Genomic DNA, 16,901 nt, shown 5'->3' on the forward strand with positions numbered 1-16,901 from the left:
CGAAGCACTTAATGAGTTAGCCCTTAATGAATTTATAATCCGATAAGTTACAGATGGAAAATTAAAATTAGCAAAAGCGGATATATCAATAACTAAATAAGTCACTAATAAATACTATTATGCTTCCCAGTTATTTTTTACTAATAGTTAATTGGAAATGGCTAATATAAATCAACAAATTAAATAAATTCGAGAGCTAAACCAATTAACATGAGATCATTATTAAGAAGGCCCAAACGGAATACCCTATCGGGGCAAAATTAAGCTGATTCAGTCTGGCTTCAATCGTCAACATCGCCTTCTTAGACTACAATCTTAAGGCCGCTTCCGTTTAGATCTTAAACTTGACACAGATATAGACTGAAAGCACTTAATTTGCTCCGCTATTTGAGTCCTTGTTCCTAAACCACTATGGCAAAGAGCTTTTATACCAATTTGTTCGTTTCCCAGGAAAGAATTTCGCTTGGACTTTACCTATAAAACTCTTCAAAAGTCGCCATGAACCGCTATTTTTTCTATGCTACGGCATTATATTTACTCTTTGTCATTTATGGCAGCCTTGTGCCGCTTGAATTCAAAGAATTGCCTGTAGAAACAGCGTTAAGTCAATTTAAAAATATTCGTTATCTCAATATAGGTACAGCGCACAGAGCGGATTGGATTGCAAACATATTGCTTTATATACCGTTGGCTTTTGGCGCTTGTGCTGCATTTAACGGCGTACGTTATTCGCTGCTTCGCGCATTGTTATCGGTTTGTGTGTTAGTTTTTTGCCTAACCTTAGCGGTTGCCATCGAATTTACTCAGCTTTATTTTCCACCGCGAACGGTATCGTTAAATGATTTAATTGCCGAAACCTTGGGAACGGTTATCGGCATTCTAAGCTGGCATTTTTTTGGCTCGTATTTTTCTGGTTTGTATCGTCATTTGCTGCACGGCAGTTTGTTTTCGGCGCAAGCTGCAATTGTTTTTTATATGCTGGCTTATGTTTCACTTAGCCTGTTTCCTTTTGATTTTGTCACGTCTTTTGCCGAGTTGAATGCAAAATTGGCCAGCGGCAATGATGCTGCCGTTCTTCCTTTCGATGTATGTGTGAGCAATCCGCTACGTTGCGGGGTTAAATTACTGTCAGAAATACTGGTGCTGCTGCCCTTGGGATTACTGTGTTGCTATTTGCCCAATATGCCGCAGCGCATGACTGTGAATGTATTAATCGGTTTTTTCTTGGGCATTACAATTGAAGTGGTGCAGATTTTTTTGTTGTCGGGCTCGGCACAAGGTATTTCCGTGCTAACACGCATGGTTGGTATGGGTGCGGGAACAAGTTTATTTTTCTGGATTAAACAACACGATTTTGCAGATATAATGCGTCTATTACAGCGTTTCGTATGGTTTGCTGTTCTGCCTTATTTATTCTTGGTGCTATCGATCAACGGCTGGTTTACCGAAAATTGGTTATCGCCGGAACAAGCCTTAGAAAAACTCGCGAAGACACGTTTTTTACCGTTGTATTATTTTTATTTCACCACTGAAACTGCGGCATTAGTAAGCCTGTTAAGCAATCTAGGCTCGTATTTACCTGTCGGTTTGTTGTGCTGGGCAAGTTTTTCTAGCGCAAACCATAAACCTAAACACCATCCACCTCATTGGTTTTCTGTCGGACTGCTTGCGGCGGTATTTGCATTGATAGTCGAAACCGGTAAATTATTTTTGGCTAATAAACATGCCGACCCTAGCGATATTTGGCTTGCCTTTATTATTGCAGCGGGTGGTTATGCGTTATTGAATCGTTTGCCATCATGGCTCAATCGCGATAAAACTATGACTAACTCACCGATAATAAAAGAAATTTCTCAACCGTTGATCCTTACCCCGGAAAAATCCGCCGAATCGGTACTGCCTGCTTATGAAGTCGACAAAATCTGGTGCGGCGTATCATTCATATTGTTGGGCATCATTGCTGCCGCATTGTTTGATTATCCGGTAGCGACTGTATGGCTGGGGCTTTTCTTAATCGGCTACGCCGTGTTATTGGTGTATCTGCCCTATGCATGGTTGACGGTTATTCCCGCCTTATTGCCGATTATGGATTTTACCCCATGGACAGGACGATTTTTTTTTGACGAATTTGATTTGGTAGTTTTAACGACCTTACTGGTGTATTACTGTCGCAGACCCAAACAACGGTTACATTCGGTTTACTCTATAACAACATTTTTGCTGGTAGGCTTGTTTACCATTCTTTACGGCATAAGTTTGCTCAGAGGTTTGCTGCCGCTGCAACCCATTGATGCCAATGCGTTTACCAGTTATTACAGCAACTATAACAGTTTACGAGCAGGCAAAGGGGTAGTGTGGGCTTTATTATTGCTGCCTTTAATGGAACAGACGGTGCAATGCTATAACCGTGCCTATCTTTATTTAGGCTATGGCGTGTTGATTGGTTTGACCGGAGTCATTGCTGCTTCTTGTTGGGAGCGTTTTTTGTTTCCGGGGCTGTTTGATTTTTCTAATAATTACCGAATTATTGCTTTATTTTCCACCATGCACACGGGCGGCGGGCATATTGACGCCTATTTAGCATTGACCTTGCCGTTTATTGCCCTGTTGTTTCTTTATTCATCGCGGCCTTGGTTGACGGGCCCATTAGGCATAGGCTTGTTTATTACCGGATTGTATGTATTACTGGTTACGTTTTCTCGCGGCCCTTATATTGCCGCTGCCCTTGAATTTGTTGTTCTGGCCATTGGTTTACTGTGGTGTTTTAAAGCTAATTTGGCAGCCACGTGGTACAAGTTTTTGTTACTGCCACTGCTCTTGGCAATTGTCCCATTAATCGCCATGCCTGTATTTGAAGGCAAGTTTATTCAAGATCGTTTTAATGAAGTTGATCGTGATATTGGCATCCGTACGGCGCATTGGCGCGATGCTATCAATATGATGGATGATGATGCGCCAACCTATTTATTGGGCATGGGAATTGGCAGCTATCCCAGAACATACCTGTGGCGAAACGCAGAAAATGTTACGCCGGCAATATACCGAATTGATAGAGAAAACGACAATCAATACTTAAAATTAAGCTCAGGTGATTCGCTGTATATGGGGCAGTACGTTAACGTCAAGCCTCGTACAACATACCGCTTGAGTGTTGACTTACGCAGTACACGAGACACGGTGGCCTTGACGATACCGATCTGTGAAAAGTCTTTATTGTATTCATTCAGATGCAGTTGGAACACAGTAACTGAGAAATCACCAGTTGGTCAATGGCGGCATGTTGAACGGTTAATCGACAGTGGAGAAGTCGGCACTCCATTAGGACAAACTCTTGGCGACTTGTCCAAGCGCCCCACACAGCTGAGCCTATATAATGGCACAGCGAATACAGTTGTTGATATAGACAATGTCAGTTTAACCGATACAACGGGAAAAAATTTAATTGCCAATGGCGATTTTACTCAAGATATGGATTTTTGGTTTTTTTCCACCGATAACCATTTACCATGGCATATAAAAAATCTGCCTGTACACGCTTTGTTTGACCAAGGCTGGCTTGGCGCTATCGCGTTTTTCTCATTATTTATCAAGGCAATTGTCAATTGTTGCCGCCACATCATAAAGCGGCAAAATGCCTTTATGGCAATTTTGCTATCGTCTTTCAGCGGCTTCATGGTGGTAGGCTTAGTTGACAGTCCGTTTGACGCGCCACGTTTAACATTGTTGTTTTTCCTAATGATATTTTTCGCTCTGATTCGCTCATCTTACGTCAAAGCAAGCATTCAATAACATTGCCCGATACACTAAAATCCATATCCACTTGAAAGGATAAGTACCAGCCTGATGTAACAAATGATTATTTATGATAGTCTTTAATTTATATAGAACTTCGACACTGAGATACTTAACGTTTAAGCTTAAATAATTTTGGAAAATCTATGCCAACATTACTGCATCAATTACTTTTTGAATCTACCAAACAAGATGCAAACACTCCAGCTATCATACATAAAAAAAGCAGCTGGAGTTATCAACAGCTTGAGCAACTCGTTAATCAACAGTCACAGGCTTTACAAAGCTTACATTTAAAACCGCAACAGCGTGTAGCCGTTTACTTGCCCAAACAGATAGAAACAGTTACCAGCTTTCTATCCATATCCAAAGCTGGGGGCGTATTTGTACCGGTTAATCCGGTGTTAAAAGCAGCTCAGGTCGCTTACATCCTGAATGATTGCAATGTACAAATTTTAATCACTTCTAAAAGCCGTCTAGAAGGTCTTGCTCCTGTTCTTGAAAACTGCTCTGATCTGCATACCATTATCCTGGTTGAAAATGAAGTTCCCCAGATCAGACCGGCACTGCCGCAACATATCTTGGGTTGGCAAGATTATCTTGAATCTGCCGCTCGTCAAGCCATATCGCCATCGATAATAGATACCGATATGGCTGCCATTCTCTATACATCGGGTAGCACGGGCAAACCCAAAGGCGTCGTATTATCCCATCGCAATATTGTCACCGGCGCAAAAAGCGTAAGTGAATATTTAAATATTACCTCTACAGACCGTTTATTGGCGGTCCTTCCGTTTAGTTTTGACTATGGCCTGAACCAATTAACCGCCTCTTTACTTAAAGGCGCTTGCTGTGTGTTATTGGATTATCTATTGCCTCGTGATGTTGTTATTGCTTTAGAATCCCATAAAATAACCGGCCTTGCGGCGGTTCCACCGCTCTGGGCGCAACTGGCAAATCTTGAATGGCCAAAAAGCATTAACGATCATCTCCGCTACATGACTAATTCCGGCGGAAAAATGCCCAAATCGGTGTTAACTGCCATATGCAAAAAAACGCCTAATAGCCAGTTCTTCCTTATGTATGGTTTAACAGAGGCGTTCCGTTCTACTTACCTTCCTCCTGCGCAACTTGATAAACGGCCTGACTCGATCGGCAAGGCCATACCCAATGCTGAAATTTTAGTCGTTCGCGAGGATGGAACCCCCTGTGCGCCTCATGAACCGGGCGAACTGGTGCATCGAGGATCTCTAGTAGCGCTGGGCTATTGGAATGATCCGATAAAAACCGCAGAACGATTTAGACCGGCGCCAAGCCAATTAAAAGAATTACCGCTTACTGAAATTGCTGTCTGGTCAGGAGACACAGTCACCAAAGATGAAGAAGGTTACCTGTATTTTGTAGGCCGTAAAGATGACATGATTAAAACATCGGGTTATCGGGTCAGCCCTACCGAAATCGAAGAAGTGATTTATGCATCCGGGCTTGCCAAGGAAGTTGCCGCGCTGGGCATCGAACATGACAGCTTAGGACAAACGGTAGTCGTTGTCGTCAGTGTTGAGGATGCCGCTGATTTCGATGAACAGGCGATCATCAATGTCTGCAAAGTCCAATTACCGAATTTTATGATACCTGCAAAAGTCACTGTACTGCCGGTGTTGCCGAAAAACCCGAACGGTAAAATTGACCGTAAAGTGCTGACTGAACAATTCGCCACTATTTTCCAAACAACCGTATGACACAAACCACACCCCAGCACACGCCGATGACGCAGATTCCGGTCAAGGACAATCAACTGATCATTGGCGGCATAACTTTATCCCGATTGGCGCAACGGGTCGGAACCACGCCCTTTTATGCTTATGACCGCTTGCTAATGACTCAGCGCGTCGCCGAGCTACGTCGGCACATGCCGCCGGATTTAAAAATTCACTATGCCATGAAGGCCAATCCTATGCCGGCGGTGGTGCAGCACATGGCGGGTATTGTCGACGGCTTTGACCTTGCATCGGCCGGAGAAATGAAAGTGGCGTTGGATACCGCTATGCCGGTAAAACATATTAGTATGGCGGGCCCCGGCAAGCGTCCGGCGGAATTGAACCAAGCGATTGCTGCCGGCATTACTATTCATGTCGAATCATTCCATGAACTGAAAACCATCGCGCAATTATCGGAACAAAGCGGCATTCAAGCATGCGTTGCCATTCGTATCAACCCGGCTTTTGAGCTCAAGGCCTCCGGTATGAAAATGGGCGGCGGGCCCAAACAGTTCGGCATAGACGAAGAATTACTGCCTGAAGCATTAAAGCGTGTCAAAACCTTGGGACTTGATTTTCAGGGTTTTCATATTTACAGCGGCTCGCAGAATCTCAAAGCCGAAGCGATTATCGAAGCCCAGCAAAAAAGCATCGCTTTAGCCATGCAGCTATCGGAACATTGCCCCTGCCCGATTAAAAAACTCAATATTGGCGGCGGCTACGGCATCCCTTACTTTCCCGGTGAAACTCCATTGGATACGCAAGCGGTCGGCGACGCACTCGCTCAGCCATTGGCCGACTTTAAATCAGCCGTCCCGGAAGCAGAAGTAATTATCGAACTGGGCCGCTATTTAGTCGGTGAAGCTGGCATTTATGTCTGCGAGGTGGTTGATAAAAAAATATCCAGAGGACAAACTTATTTAATCGTCAATGGCGGCTTGCATCACCATTTAGCCGCGTCAGGCAATTTCGGTCAAGTCATACGCAAAAACTATCCGGTTGCGATCGGCAACAAAATGCACAACAAGGATTTAGAAACAGTCAACATCGTAGGCCCTTTGTGTACGCCGCTAGACATTCTGGCCGACAGGATGCAATTACCCAAAGCGGAAATCGGAGATTTGGTGGTTGTTTTTCAATCCGGCGCTTATGGCTATACTGCCAGTCCCAGTAAATTTCTCAGCCAACCGGATGCGGTGGAAGTGGTGGTTTAAGTAAGCAACTAAAGATTTGTAGGGGCGAATTTATTCGCCTTTGGGTAGATAAATCCGCCCCTATACTGTAATCGTGTTCAACAAATCAGCCAGCAGCTTGCTTCGTGCTTGTCTTGAGTGTCCCTCAATATACTTATCATCAGCTATAGCATTTTTATGGTTTTGTATATTGCCGATAAATTCCAGTAACTTGTTTGCAATAACGTCTTTATCGTCCAAAGGGGCGATTCCGGTTAAACCGCCATCCAGCAACACTTTGGCCGTATCGCCCTCAGAATCGGTCAAAGCCAATATAGGCCGCCGTGCCCGCAAGTACTCATATATTTTTGCCGGAATTTGATGATTGCAGTTAGCCGCTTGGAACACCAGCAAACCATCAACCACCAGCATTTCAGCCAAAGCCGTTTCGTAAGCCACACTCGGTTCAAGAAAAACTATGTCGTCCAGCCCATTGTCAATAATTAACGCACGATGCAATTCATCATGCCCGGTAGCCCGTAAAATCACTTTAAACTGCCCTGTTTGAATCTTGCCGGTTTGTTTCAATTCTGCCAACGCACTGAAAAATTGCCTTGGGTCACGCTCTGACGGATATAATACGCCACTATGCAGCAACACGATTTGCTCATTTTTTTCAGCCAATGCCTGACGGTAAGCCTCGGATTGTTCGGCACGGGCGAAATTTTCTTCGTCATAACCGTTTGCAATAAGCGCCCAGCGCGATGCGGGAATTTCAGGATAACGCGCGGTGTACATGCGAATGGCTCCCGGCGTAGTAAATACCGCACGGGCGCAACTGTTTACCGTCTGCCGCTCTATCCAGCGGTAAATTTTGCGTTGTGTCGGATTAGTAGGGTAATCGTCTTCAGTCATAGAATCGCGAAAATCGGCAACCCAAGGAATACCGGTCATGCGATGCAAAATCAGGCCCAACAAATGAGCCGAGGCTATGGGGTAAGTAGACCAGATAATTTCCGGACGATGTCGGTAAATCAGTAGCAGCCCAGCCAGCGTCCCTCCAAAACACCAACTTACCCAGCGATCCGGCAACGCCATCCAGCCCAAGTAGCGGCCTTTAACAGACAAATGCCTAGCGGTATCCACTGTTAACGCGCGTTTAACGACAATCTCCGGCGGAATTTCATGCATTTGATCATTACTGACTCTCTGGTAAGCGTTAGGGGAAACCGTTAATACCTGAGCTTTCCAACCATGATCGAGCAGGTAATTTGCAAACTTGAGAGTCCTCTGTATCCCGCTGCTGACACGAACAGGTGGAAAATGATAAGCAATCATCAATATATTTTTCATAAACTCTTTACCCAGATTGAAGTCCATTCGGCCACTTGATCGCGCCAAGCCGCCGAAGAAAAAGTATGGTCGGCCTCGGCAAAATCGCGACGAGTAACGCGTACTTCACTGAGCAGGGATTGCCATTCGGGATCACCTTTAACCGTTTCTTTGAATTCATCTGCCGTTAAATCTCGGCCACTAAGAATTAACAATACCGGGTGTGCAAATTGCCTCAGGCATTCCCGCATGCGCATCGGCAAGGTCATATTCTCATCGACTCTGACAACGGCATTTGTTGTTTGTGCCGCTTTGGTTTGACCGGCAGCCTGTTTCAGCAAGTTCAATAATGAAGTCATCGAATTGGCGTAATCGAATTTGAACGAAAAAACCTTGCGCCATAAGTCCTTGCTAAACAAACGTTGCAGATAGTAATGCTTAAGATAGGTCTTGGCCGCACCTTGCTCGGTGAACACCCATGGATTCAATAACACTAGACCTTTGACCCGACTGTCCTGATAACCATAAAACAAGGCTGCGGAAGCAGCGTCACATAACCCCCAAAGGACCACATGACTTAGCGCTGGGCAAGATTCCAAAAAGCAATCGATAGCCGCTTGTATATCATTGTCAAGCTGTTGGAAATTACGCGGTGAACCTTCAGAATCCCCCATGCCACGCACATCGAAACGCATAGCCGGTATACCTTGAGCAGCCAGATGACGCGTTAGCAAGACGAATTGGCGGTGACTACCGGCTCGGTACTGCGGTCCCCCGACAATCACTAATACGCCAGTAGTTGCCATAACGCCGGCTTGATGAATCATGCCAATCAATTGCTGTCCCTGGCATTCAAAAACAACGGGGATTTCGTGTGTGTGAGATTTATTGCTCATTATTTAAGAATTATCGTAGCCTGTTGCTCTTGCAGATAGATCGTCACCATTGTTTTGACGCCATACTAAGTCTCTTCTATCGATAAGCTTAGGCCAATAAACTCGAACGTGAGAAATAGCGGTTTGGTAAACAAGACCTTGTTTCTACGCCATCTTATAACCATTGCCCAACTTTTTCGCTGTTGACTTTAATTAAATTAGGCGCATCGCTGATCTCTTGACTAGACCAAAAAGCATTACCGACCACTTTTGTTAACGAAACATTAATGTTTTTTTCTTGCAGAGTGGCAAGCAGTTGCATATTGCTTGCGAGAACAGGACTGTCCTCGCTAGACACCAGTTCAAAAATCGCTACTTCGTTTACGGATTGCCAACTCAATCGATCGGCGCGTAATGCCGCTACCGGCTTAATTAAATCAGGATTCAGCAAATACCCGGCGACTTCGATAGCTTGCCCTTCCAATAATTGCTGTTTCAGATCGGAGGTTTTTTCCCGTGGTGCGTTATTATCCATCATCGCTGCCGCAACACGCAAACGTAAAAACTGAGTGATAAAGGCATCTCCATTTAAAACCGGCTGCCAAGCAATCAGACGCTCAATGCGATGTTTACTGTTACTAGCAAAATCCATCGCCAGCAAAGCGCCGACCCTTAAACCCCACAAATCAACAGATTGCACACCTTGCTGCTTTAGCCAGTCAATTGCAGTGTCGATATTTTGCAACCAGATTTGCCAAGTTGCCACACCAAAATCGCCAGCGCTATCGCCGGTACCGAATAAATCTAAAACCAGGACAGCATAGCCTTGATCAGAAAACGCCTGTGCCTGCAACGCCACCATGCGCCGCGATTTATTCATCTCTTCCGCAAAAGCGGGAATATGGATAATAGCTTTATCAAGAGGAGTCTCGCCAGCAGGCGGCCAATAAATGGCAAACAATTTTCCTGCGCTACTTTCAATAAATAAGGGTTGCATGGTTAACCAAATCCTAAAAACCGCAGTGGAATCTGTGGAAGCCGTTCGTGTCAAGCCCCCCAAGTATGAGCGGCTTACATGCCCGCCTGTTTGATTTTTTAGATAATCAAACAGGAATGACTAATTTAACCGGCATTTTCTTGTACCGTCTGCCAATATCGCTGCACATCTTCATTTGCCACCCGATCATAAATTTCTGTGACCGGCAAGCGTAAATCAATCGCGGCAAAATAAACCTCGTCGCCTAAATAGAAATGCTCAGGCTGCCAATGATGGCTACGTCGACAAACTTCGATATCGACAACATCCTGCTCAATCACCACATATTCCAGCAGGCTGGACAAACGTTGGTAAGCTTGACGCTTCAAGGTGTGATCAAATTTTCGCGTTGATTTTGATAATACTTCGACGATGATTAACGGTGCATCTGTAACCCCATAGTCGTTGGCCTCATGCTGACATACCACCATCACATCAGGGTAGAAATAATTATCCTCTACCTGCACTTTCATATCGGAACCAAAAGCCTCACAAGGGGTGTTTTTTAAATGGACGCCAAATTCCCTAACAATATTGACCATCAGGCGGTTATGATTCGAACTCGCCCAGGTCATGGCATGAACTTCACCATTAATATATTCATGCTTAATCGAGCTTATAAGTTCACCTTCCAAATAATCGCGTATTGGAAGATGTTCGATTTTGTGCTTTAAATTCATAACAGCGCCCCCTGATTCAATGTATCATTCGGTTACAGCTCAGTTACTGCCACGATTGCATATTGACTTCAGCTCGCCTGCAATTTTCGCTCTACAAATGCCACCAGAGAACCGACCGTTTCAAACACTGCTGCATCGATTTCATCGTCATCCACGACAAAACCAAAGCGATCTTCCAATGCGGTAATAATTGAGACTACGGCCATTGAGTCAAATTCGGGTATGGCGCCTAATAAAGGGGAGTTATCGTTTAATTTTTTAGCTGCATCAGCAAGTTGCAAAACGGAACCCAAAATTTCTATTACGTCATTAAATACAGCCATATCCACTCTAATCCCTAAAAATTCAATTCAAAAAATATTATCAAAAAACAAAGATATTTTTTTAAAAAAAGCCACTTTTTTTAAAAATACCTTCGACATTTCTTTAGCCATCTCCCATACACCTCTCAAGCTTGATGTATTAAAGGCCAAAATCCCCCATCTTTCCCGACGATGCGACATCCAATCTTTTTTATATGGGTCATCTCCACACAAATAGTCGACCACTTCAACCTTATCGTAATCTATAACATGCTTCATCAGCTTTGTAGTCAGCATCGTACCCGCACCGTATTGCTTATAATTTTCATCATAAGCCAACTTATATATGTAGGCAGTATTGTCGGCAACAATCCAGAGCTGAACCGCAATTGCCACATTATTAAGATACGCGATACCCAAACGCAATGAACCAATTTCCTCAGCTATTTTAATCAACCCAGGAATGAAATCAGGATACGGTTCATCTTGTTTCCAGCTCGATGCATAAACCCTTTCATATGCACTTATCGCAGCATCCAGATCTTTTTTCTCCGTAACAATAACAACTTCCGCACCTTGAAGCTTTTCAAACTGTTTTGTTTTTCTGTTTACCGTATTTCTAACTTTGGATGAAAGACCAGCAAAATATTCATCGAATGATCGGTTATTTATTTCTAAGTACCAATTTCCAAAACAGAAAAAAGACACATGAAAAATTTTCGCCTTCTGCAATTGCAGAGATAAAAACGAAGCGCCTTCTTGATCTAAAGGCTGTAGCTCCATTATATCCCAGTGAAGCGTTCCTCTCTTCAATTCATCAAAAAAAACACTTAACGTTACCCCATCGAAATCAACAGATTTATCATACACGAGCTGATACAGTGGGGAATAGTAATTAGTTAAACTTCTCAACTGACGACAACCATTTTTTAGTATGGTGAGCATAAAAGGAAAAACAACATGCTCTTTCCCATTGCTTTCAGCAATTAAAAAACCATAATTTCCTGAATCTTTTTTAATAACAGTATCGACGAAATTTCTGTACCACAAAAACGTTGAAAAAAAACCGGTTTTAGTTTGATTTAGTTTTTTGATAACAGCTTCAGATAAAGCTTCTGAACTTGAAATATTTATATCCATTAAGAATCCTCTGTTAATTACAATTCTACCTACTGTACTAATTCTTTCATTCAACTCACTAAGTACAATTAGCAGTTGGTAAAAGAGAAAAAAGTTAGCTATAACCACGCGCTTTTTTCAATCAGACCAAAAAACAATTAAGCTATTTCCGTACCACAAATTGCTATTTCAAATAACATGAATAAAATCAATAGTCATAACAGATTAAGAATGAATTGAAATGTGCAAAAAGGAGGAGAAAGGTTGAAATAAACCATTTCCTAGATTTTTTCAACCACGCTAGAACTCACTCTGCTTCTCCGCGCATGACAAATAACCACTTCGCTTTTAAGAGTGCATTGGTCAATGTACTTAGCATCGAAAGACAACAAAACAGCAAAATGATTTTCTTAAATCAGCTTCTTTGATCGGATTAAATTTTTAATCAACTTAGAGCGTATGCGATGCATATCTGAATCCAAAAATGGTTTTTATCACGCAGCCAGAAAATTGACATCAATAATAACTATAAACTAGACTTCTTACTGAATTTAGAAAGTTAAGCGGGATACTTAGTCCTGTCGAAGATAATCGCTCATTTCAAAGAATTGATCTCATATGACTATTCGCTTTAACCCTGTCAATCCCGCTGCTCAATCTTATCCTAAATTACACTTACCTGTGCAACCTGTATTTAGTTTTTCCGCATTAAAAATAATACCTAATAACGGCTTGCAACCCTCAGCTTTTATCAGACAAGGTATTTTTTTGAGCAACGCCAGAACTTGCTTAGCTCATGCTTTTGCCTTATCGGAAATTAACGCAGAGAGTGCCGTACTTATACCGGCTTATCATTGTGGCTCAATGGTTGAACCTGCATTGTGGCTGGATGCCGAAGTTTTGCTGTATCACCTGGAGCCCAATTTATCCCCAAACCAGCATCATTTAGAAAAACTGATCAATAACGCCACAAAACCTATCCGAGCCATGTTATTGCCACATTATTTTGGTTTTCCTCAAAATATCGATCACTGGCGAGCATTCTGCGACACCAACAACATAAAGTTAATTGAAGATTGCGCACATTCTTTTTTTGGTACGACCACCCAAGGCAAAATACTTGGTACTAGCGGCAATTACGCTGTAGCTAGTGTCAGGAAATTTTTCAGCAGTCCCGATGGCGGTATTTTGATTGGCGAAAATTTATCCCCAACCTCACTACCGACAATTAAACCAAATTTTAAAAGCCAACTTCATGCCATCCTACAAACGCTGTTGCTATCGGCTGAATTTGGCAGACTGGGTTTGCCAGGGCAACTCATTCTTCAGTTGGATAAATGGCGTTCAAAGCTCAAACATCATTTTCTATCTGCGCAAACAATACCATCAAAAGAAGAATCAACAACAATGCAATGGAATTGGTTTGATCCTGCTTTAATGCACATTAAAGGTTTGGCTACATCGCACATATTGATGAAATATAGCCGTACGCAAGACATCATTAAGATAAGACGCAAAAATTACGCCCAACTTATCGAAGGCATTGCTGAAACTCAACATTTGAAACCGCTTTTTCCAGAGCTGCCTAATCATGTTGTGCCCTACATGCTTCCCGTTCTATTGGAATCCGGAGAAGCCGATTTCGACCGATTGAAACGCGCCGGCATTCCGCTTTGGCGATGGGAAGAACTTGCTGTTAGCGATTGTCCAGTAAGCCAACGCTATAGACTGCAATTATTGCAAATTCCTTGCCACCAAAATCTTACATCATCGGAAATCGATTGGATCATCAGTCAACTCGGTAAAATTTTAGGAAGTCGCAAGATATGACCAATTGGAAGCTCCTTCCCGCCTCGACTTTTTCAGAGCACACCGAGCGTTGGGATAATCTCAATCAACAGCTCTATCGATCTCACCCTATGCTTGATTCGCGCTTTGTCGCCGCATTGCTCAAGCATTTTGGCAATCAGCAGACTCTACTTGCTGTCTTCCCGTCAAATGAGGAACACGGCGGCAACTTTTTGATACTGCGACCCAAAAAATTGGGCATTTGGGACACATTTTTACCCAGCCAAGCTCAAATTGCACCACTGCTTTGCGCCTATCCACAATCAATACCGCGCTTGTTTACATCTCTACCCGGCTTACCTGTAGTAGCGATTGACTTACTGTGCCAAGATCCCCTCAATACATTTTCCACCCAAGCTCTACCGCACATTGAGACTTTTGCCCATGCCAACACAATGAATATCGATTTGGCGGAAACATTCGACGATTACTGGCACCAGAGATCAAAAAACCTTAGACATAACATAAATCGCTATTTCAATCGATTAAACAAAAATGGCATCAACTATCAACTCAAAGTTTTCTCTAAGCCCGATGATTTGCAACACGCTCTGCATCGCTACGGTGACCTCGAAACAGAAAGTTGGAAAGGCAAAACTGGCACCTCCATTCACTCACAAAACGAACAGGGGCAGTTTTATGGTGATGTTCTAAGCGCATTTTCTTCAACAGGCCAAGCAGAAATTGTTGAGTTGTATCTGAATGACCAATTGGCTGCTTCGCGCATCAACATACTAAACAAAGACATGCTGATAATCCTTAAAACAACCTACGATGAGAATTTATCGAACTACGCGCCAGGCCGGTTGTTACTTTATTTATTGATTGAACGTGAGTTTTCACTAAAGCGAGTTCAACATATAGAGTTTTATACCAATGCCACAGTAGATCAGCTTAGTTGGAGCATGGCTCAACGAAATATTGAACACCTGACAGTTTATCGTTCAGAAAATATACAGTGGGCATTTAAAACCCTACGCAACATTAAGACGAAACTTACATAATAGACAATAAAACAAATGCTTTTTTCTTAACTTTTTGTGGTATAGCACAATTAAGCTTTAGGAAAAGTTGATATGAATTCTTTATTTGATTTAAGCGTGCGATAGTATTATAAATATATGAACACAAGGAAAAATCCTGTCCTATTTTTAAGACTGTAACACTTGCTAATCCTGACAAGTAACAGCTCACATATATCAAAATTTAACACTTCATCACCAAATCCGCTTATTAAAGGTTGGACTAAGACAACATATAAAACCAAATTTTGACTAACAAAAAAATATATTTGAGTAGCTTATATTAAAACTTAATTTACCAAGCTATATTGGAATTGCGACAATGGACGCCGAAGAGATCTTTCCCAAGTTTTCAGTTGACTCTATAAATTTGACCATGCCGAATAATGAACATTAAACAGTTGCTTTTATTTATTCTACTTTGTTTCATACAGAAAACCGCATTATCAAAGGCCGCGCCTTGGGTAGGAGCCGATTTTAAAGGCTTAGCGTGCACTGGCAAACCGCAAGGATTTGGCCCTTATGATTACACAAATCCTTCCCATAAAAACGGCAAAATAGGAGGAGGAGGAGATACTGCTCTTAGCATCGTAGAAAGAGCTCATTTTCCACCAGATACTGAAAATTTAACTAAATCTGTCTTTGGGAGTTTTTTGGGGGATTTTGATTATACCTTGAGGGCTTGGCCAAATCACCACAGAGCTTTGTTAAGTCTTGTTAGATTTCAACTAGAAGTTAATAAAAAAATCAGAAAACCGGAAAAACCATTTAGCTCAGTTGAATGTTATTTTCAACGAGCCATTAACTTTAGCCCAAATGATTCGGCTACTTATTCACTTTATGCTTATTATTTAACTAAAATCGGTCAATTCCAACAAGCTCAGCAACAATATGAGAGGGCGCTAAAAATAGCATCTAATTCCTCTAAAGTTGAATATGCTTACGCCTTGCTTCTCATTGAGCTTAAACAGTACGATCACGCCCTTGAGCATGCAAAAAGAGCATATCAGCTTGGTTCCCCCCCTTTAGGACTAAAAAAGAAATTATCTTCATTGGGGATTTGGAAAGACAATTAACGGGTCATTAGCGGATTACAGAAAATCAAGTTGATGAGTAGCACTTATCCCAACAGATTTGATCCAAACATAGCAAAATTCGTCCAGATATTTCTTACGTAGCAACCTGACTAGCTGCAGTAAGCGACAGAGCCGATAGTTTTTCTAAAATGCTGAATTCACATAAAACCGTCATGTGCAAAGCATATGACACCCAGCCAATTCCATCGCTGAAAATCTTGGAAGCGTAGCGAAGATTTTCAGTCCCCAGAAGCGATAGTTGCATGTGTTTTCACGAAGCGTATTTTTGCGTAGTAAAAATGTAGGATAATCTTATTTTTGGGTCTATTTACAGAGAAGAAAAAATCCGCATACAAAACTGCGCTTTTACGGTACTACAAGAAACTCTGTTCGTAGACATAACTAACCGAGCTAACAATTCAAAACTGCACACCTTATTTAACCCGAGAAAAATTGTTACAAAATTTTTTAAGCATTAAAATCTCAATACAATCATTCTTCCAAGAAAAAACGCAAAGAATAAGAATGGAAAACAAAAATGATATAAAACCAAGCGATATTAGAAATACTAGGCCAAGTATGCCGTGCTGAGCTACAAAATCCGCCCCAACTATATTATAAATATAAAAAATTACCGAGAGCATAATCGATGAAGAAAGCAGTGGCCTGCAAAATGCAGAAATAAAATCAAAAATTCTTATTTTCAATATCTTATGAATAATAAAAAAAACAGTGATAAACTCCACTATCGAGACTATGAAGAAAGAGCTCGCTGCACCCTGCCCGCCATATTTACTTGCCAGCAAATATAATAAAGGAATAAGGATTGTCAGCTTCAGACTCAACGTAAAAGTATTTATGTGTTGCTTACCTAATAAGATCGGAAGAGC

At 42.2% G+C, this 16,901-nt stretch carries 13 protein-coding genes; 6 read left to right on the forward strand and 7 right to left on the reverse strand.

Annotated elements, in window-relative coordinates:
• The first annotated feature begins 498 nt into the window (after window positions 1-498).
• The 3 genes from EPO18_RS00540 to EPO18_RS00550 all read left to right on the forward strand — a co-directional run bounded on the left by EPO18_RS00540 (window position 499) and on the right by EPO18_RS00550 (window position 6,763).
• Window positions 499-3,789: a VanZ family protein gene (locus tag EPO18_RS00540; RefSeq protein WP_292429027.1), complete on the forward strand. Its 3,291-nt coding sequence runs from the start codon at window positions 499-501 to the stop codon at window positions 3,787-3,789.
• Window positions 3,790-3,938: 149 nt separating this feature from the next.
• Window positions 3,939-5,531, forward strand: coding sequence for an acyl-CoA ligase (AMP-forming), exosortase A system-associated (locus tag EPO18_RS00545; protein WP_292429030.1), 1,593 nt, complete (start codon window positions 3,939-3,941; stop codon window positions 5,529-5,531).
• On the forward strand, window positions 5,528-6,763 hold the full coding sequence (locus EPO18_RS00550; RefSeq protein WP_292429034.1) for a pyridoxal-dependent decarboxylase, exosortase A system-associated: 1,236 nt from the start codon (window positions 5,528-5,530) through the stop codon (window positions 6,761-6,763). The genes EPO18_RS00545 and EPO18_RS00550 overlap by 4 nt, the downstream gene beginning before the upstream one ends.
• Window positions 6,764-6,823: 60 nt before the next feature.
• Here the strand turns inward: EPO18_RS00550 and EPO18_RS00555 are convergent, their stop codons facing one another.
• The 6 genes from EPO18_RS00555 to EPO18_RS00580 all read right to left on the reverse strand — a co-directional run bounded on the left by EPO18_RS00555 (window position 6,824) and on the right by EPO18_RS00580 (window position 12,086).
• Window positions 6,824-8,074, reverse strand: a complete 1,251-nt coding sequence (locus EPO18_RS00555) for a glycosyltransferase (protein ID WP_292429037.1) — start codon at window positions 8,072-8,074, stop codon at window positions 6,824-6,826.
• On the reverse strand, window positions 8,071-8,949 hold the full coding sequence (locus tag EPO18_RS00560; protein ID WP_292429040.1) for a hydrolase 1, exosortase A system-associated: 879 nt from the start codon (window positions 8,947-8,949) through the stop codon (window positions 8,071-8,073). Before EPO18_RS00560 ends, EPO18_RS00555 begins: the two co-directional genes overlap by 4 nt.
• Window positions 8,950-9,103: 154 nt before the next feature.
• Window positions 9,104-9,925, reverse strand: coding sequence for a hydrolase 2, exosortase A system-associated (locus EPO18_RS00565; RefSeq protein WP_292429043.1), 822 nt, complete (start codon window positions 9,923-9,925; stop codon window positions 9,104-9,106).
• Between the two features lie 125 nt (window positions 9,926-10,050).
• Window positions 10,051-10,644, reverse strand: a complete 594-nt coding sequence (locus tag EPO18_RS00570; RefSeq protein WP_292429046.1) for a Uma2 family endonuclease — start codon at window positions 10,642-10,644, stop codon at window positions 10,051-10,053.
• A gap of 68 nt (window positions 10,645-10,712) precedes the next feature.
• On the reverse strand, window positions 10,713-10,967 hold the full coding sequence (locus EPO18_RS00575) for an acyl carrier protein (protein ID WP_292429048.1): 255 nt from the start codon (window positions 10,965-10,967) through the stop codon (window positions 10,713-10,715).
• A gap of 27 nt (window positions 10,968-10,994) precedes the next feature.
• Window positions 10,995-12,086, reverse strand: coding sequence for a GNAT family N-acetyltransferase (locus EPO18_RS00580; protein ID WP_292429051.1), 1,092 nt, complete (start codon window positions 12,084-12,086; stop codon window positions 10,995-10,997).
• 597 nt (window positions 12,087-12,683) lie between these two features.
• Between EPO18_RS00580 and EPO18_RS00585 the strand changes: the two genes are divergently transcribed.
• From EPO18_RS00585 to EPO18_RS00595, 3 genes are all read left to right on the forward strand, one after another.
• Window positions 12,684-13,895: a DegT/DnrJ/EryC1/StrS family aminotransferase gene (locus EPO18_RS00585; RefSeq protein ID WP_292429054.1), complete on the forward strand. Its 1,212-nt coding sequence runs from the start codon at window positions 12,684-12,686 to the stop codon at window positions 13,893-13,895.
• Window positions 13,892-14,917, forward strand: a complete 1,026-nt coding sequence (locus EPO18_RS00590; protein WP_292429056.1) for a GNAT family N-acetyltransferase — start codon at window positions 13,892-13,894, stop codon at window positions 14,915-14,917. The genes EPO18_RS00585 and EPO18_RS00590 overlap by 4 nt, the downstream gene beginning before the upstream one ends.
• A gap of 404 nt (window positions 14,918-15,321) precedes the next feature.
• Window positions 15,322-16,011, forward strand: a complete 690-nt coding sequence (locus EPO18_RS00595; RefSeq protein ID WP_292429059.1) for a tetratricopeptide repeat protein — start codon at window positions 15,322-15,324, stop codon at window positions 16,009-16,011.
• 434 nt (window positions 16,012-16,445) lie between these two features.
• Here EPO18_RS00595 and EPO18_RS00600 read toward each other — a convergent pair.
• Window positions 16,446-16,901: polysaccharide biosynthesis C-terminal domain-containing protein (locus EPO18_RS00600; RefSeq protein ID WP_292429062.1), on the reverse strand; the 456-nt coding region annotated here is incomplete at its 5' end.

This window comes from Methylobacter sp. (assembly GCF_004322395.1).
GTDB lineage: Bacteria > Pseudomonadota > Gammaproteobacteria > Methylococcales > Methylomonadaceae > Methylobacter_A.

What these genes read in the sequence shown, in the direction of transcription:
- EPO18_RS00585 (WP_292429054.1), top strand. Translation starts at nt 12,684, where the DNA reads ATGACTATTCGCTTTAACCCTGTCAATCCCGCTGCTCAATCTTATCCT.
- EPO18_RS00565 (WP_292429043.1), bottom strand. Translation starts at nt 9,925, where the DNA reads ATGCAACCCTTATTTATTGAAAGTAGCGCAGGAAAATTGTTTGCCATT.
- EPO18_RS00560 (WP_292429040.1), bottom strand. Translation starts at nt 8,949, where the DNA reads ATGAGCAATAAATCTCACACACACGAAATCCCCGTTGTTTTTGAATGC.
- EPO18_RS00595 (WP_292429059.1), top strand. Translation starts at nt 15,322, where the DNA reads ATGAACATTAAACAGTTGCTTTTATTTATTCTACTTTGTTTCATACAG.
- EPO18_RS00555 (WP_292429037.1), bottom strand. Translation starts at nt 8,074, where the DNA reads ATGAAAAATATATTGATGATTGCTTATCATTTTCCACCTGTTCGTGTC.
- EPO18_RS00575 (WP_292429048.1), bottom strand. Translation starts at nt 10,967, where the DNA reads ATGGCTGTATTTAATGACGTAATAGAAATTTTGGGTTCCGTTTTGCAA.
- EPO18_RS00590 (WP_292429056.1), top strand. Translation starts at nt 13,892, where the DNA reads ATGACCAATTGGAAGCTCCTTCCCGCCTCGACTTTTTCAGAGCACACC.
- EPO18_RS00580 (WP_292429051.1), bottom strand. Translation starts at nt 12,086, where the DNA reads ATGGATATAAATATTTCAAGTTCAGAAGCTTTATCTGAAGCTGTTATC.
- EPO18_RS00570 (WP_292429046.1), bottom strand. Translation starts at nt 10,644, where the DNA reads ATGAATTTAAAGCACAAAATCGAACATCTTCCAATACGCGATTATTTG.
- EPO18_RS00550 (WP_292429034.1), top strand. Translation starts at nt 5,528, where the DNA reads ATGACACAAACCACACCCCAGCACACGCCGATGACGCAGATTCCGGTC.
- EPO18_RS00545 (WP_292429030.1), top strand. Translation starts at nt 3,939, where the DNA reads ATGCCAACATTACTGCATCAATTACTTTTTGAATCTACCAAACAAGAT.
- EPO18_RS00540 (WP_292429027.1), top strand. Translation starts at nt 499, where the DNA reads ATGAACCGCTATTTTTTCTATGCTACGGCATTATATTTACTCTTTGTC.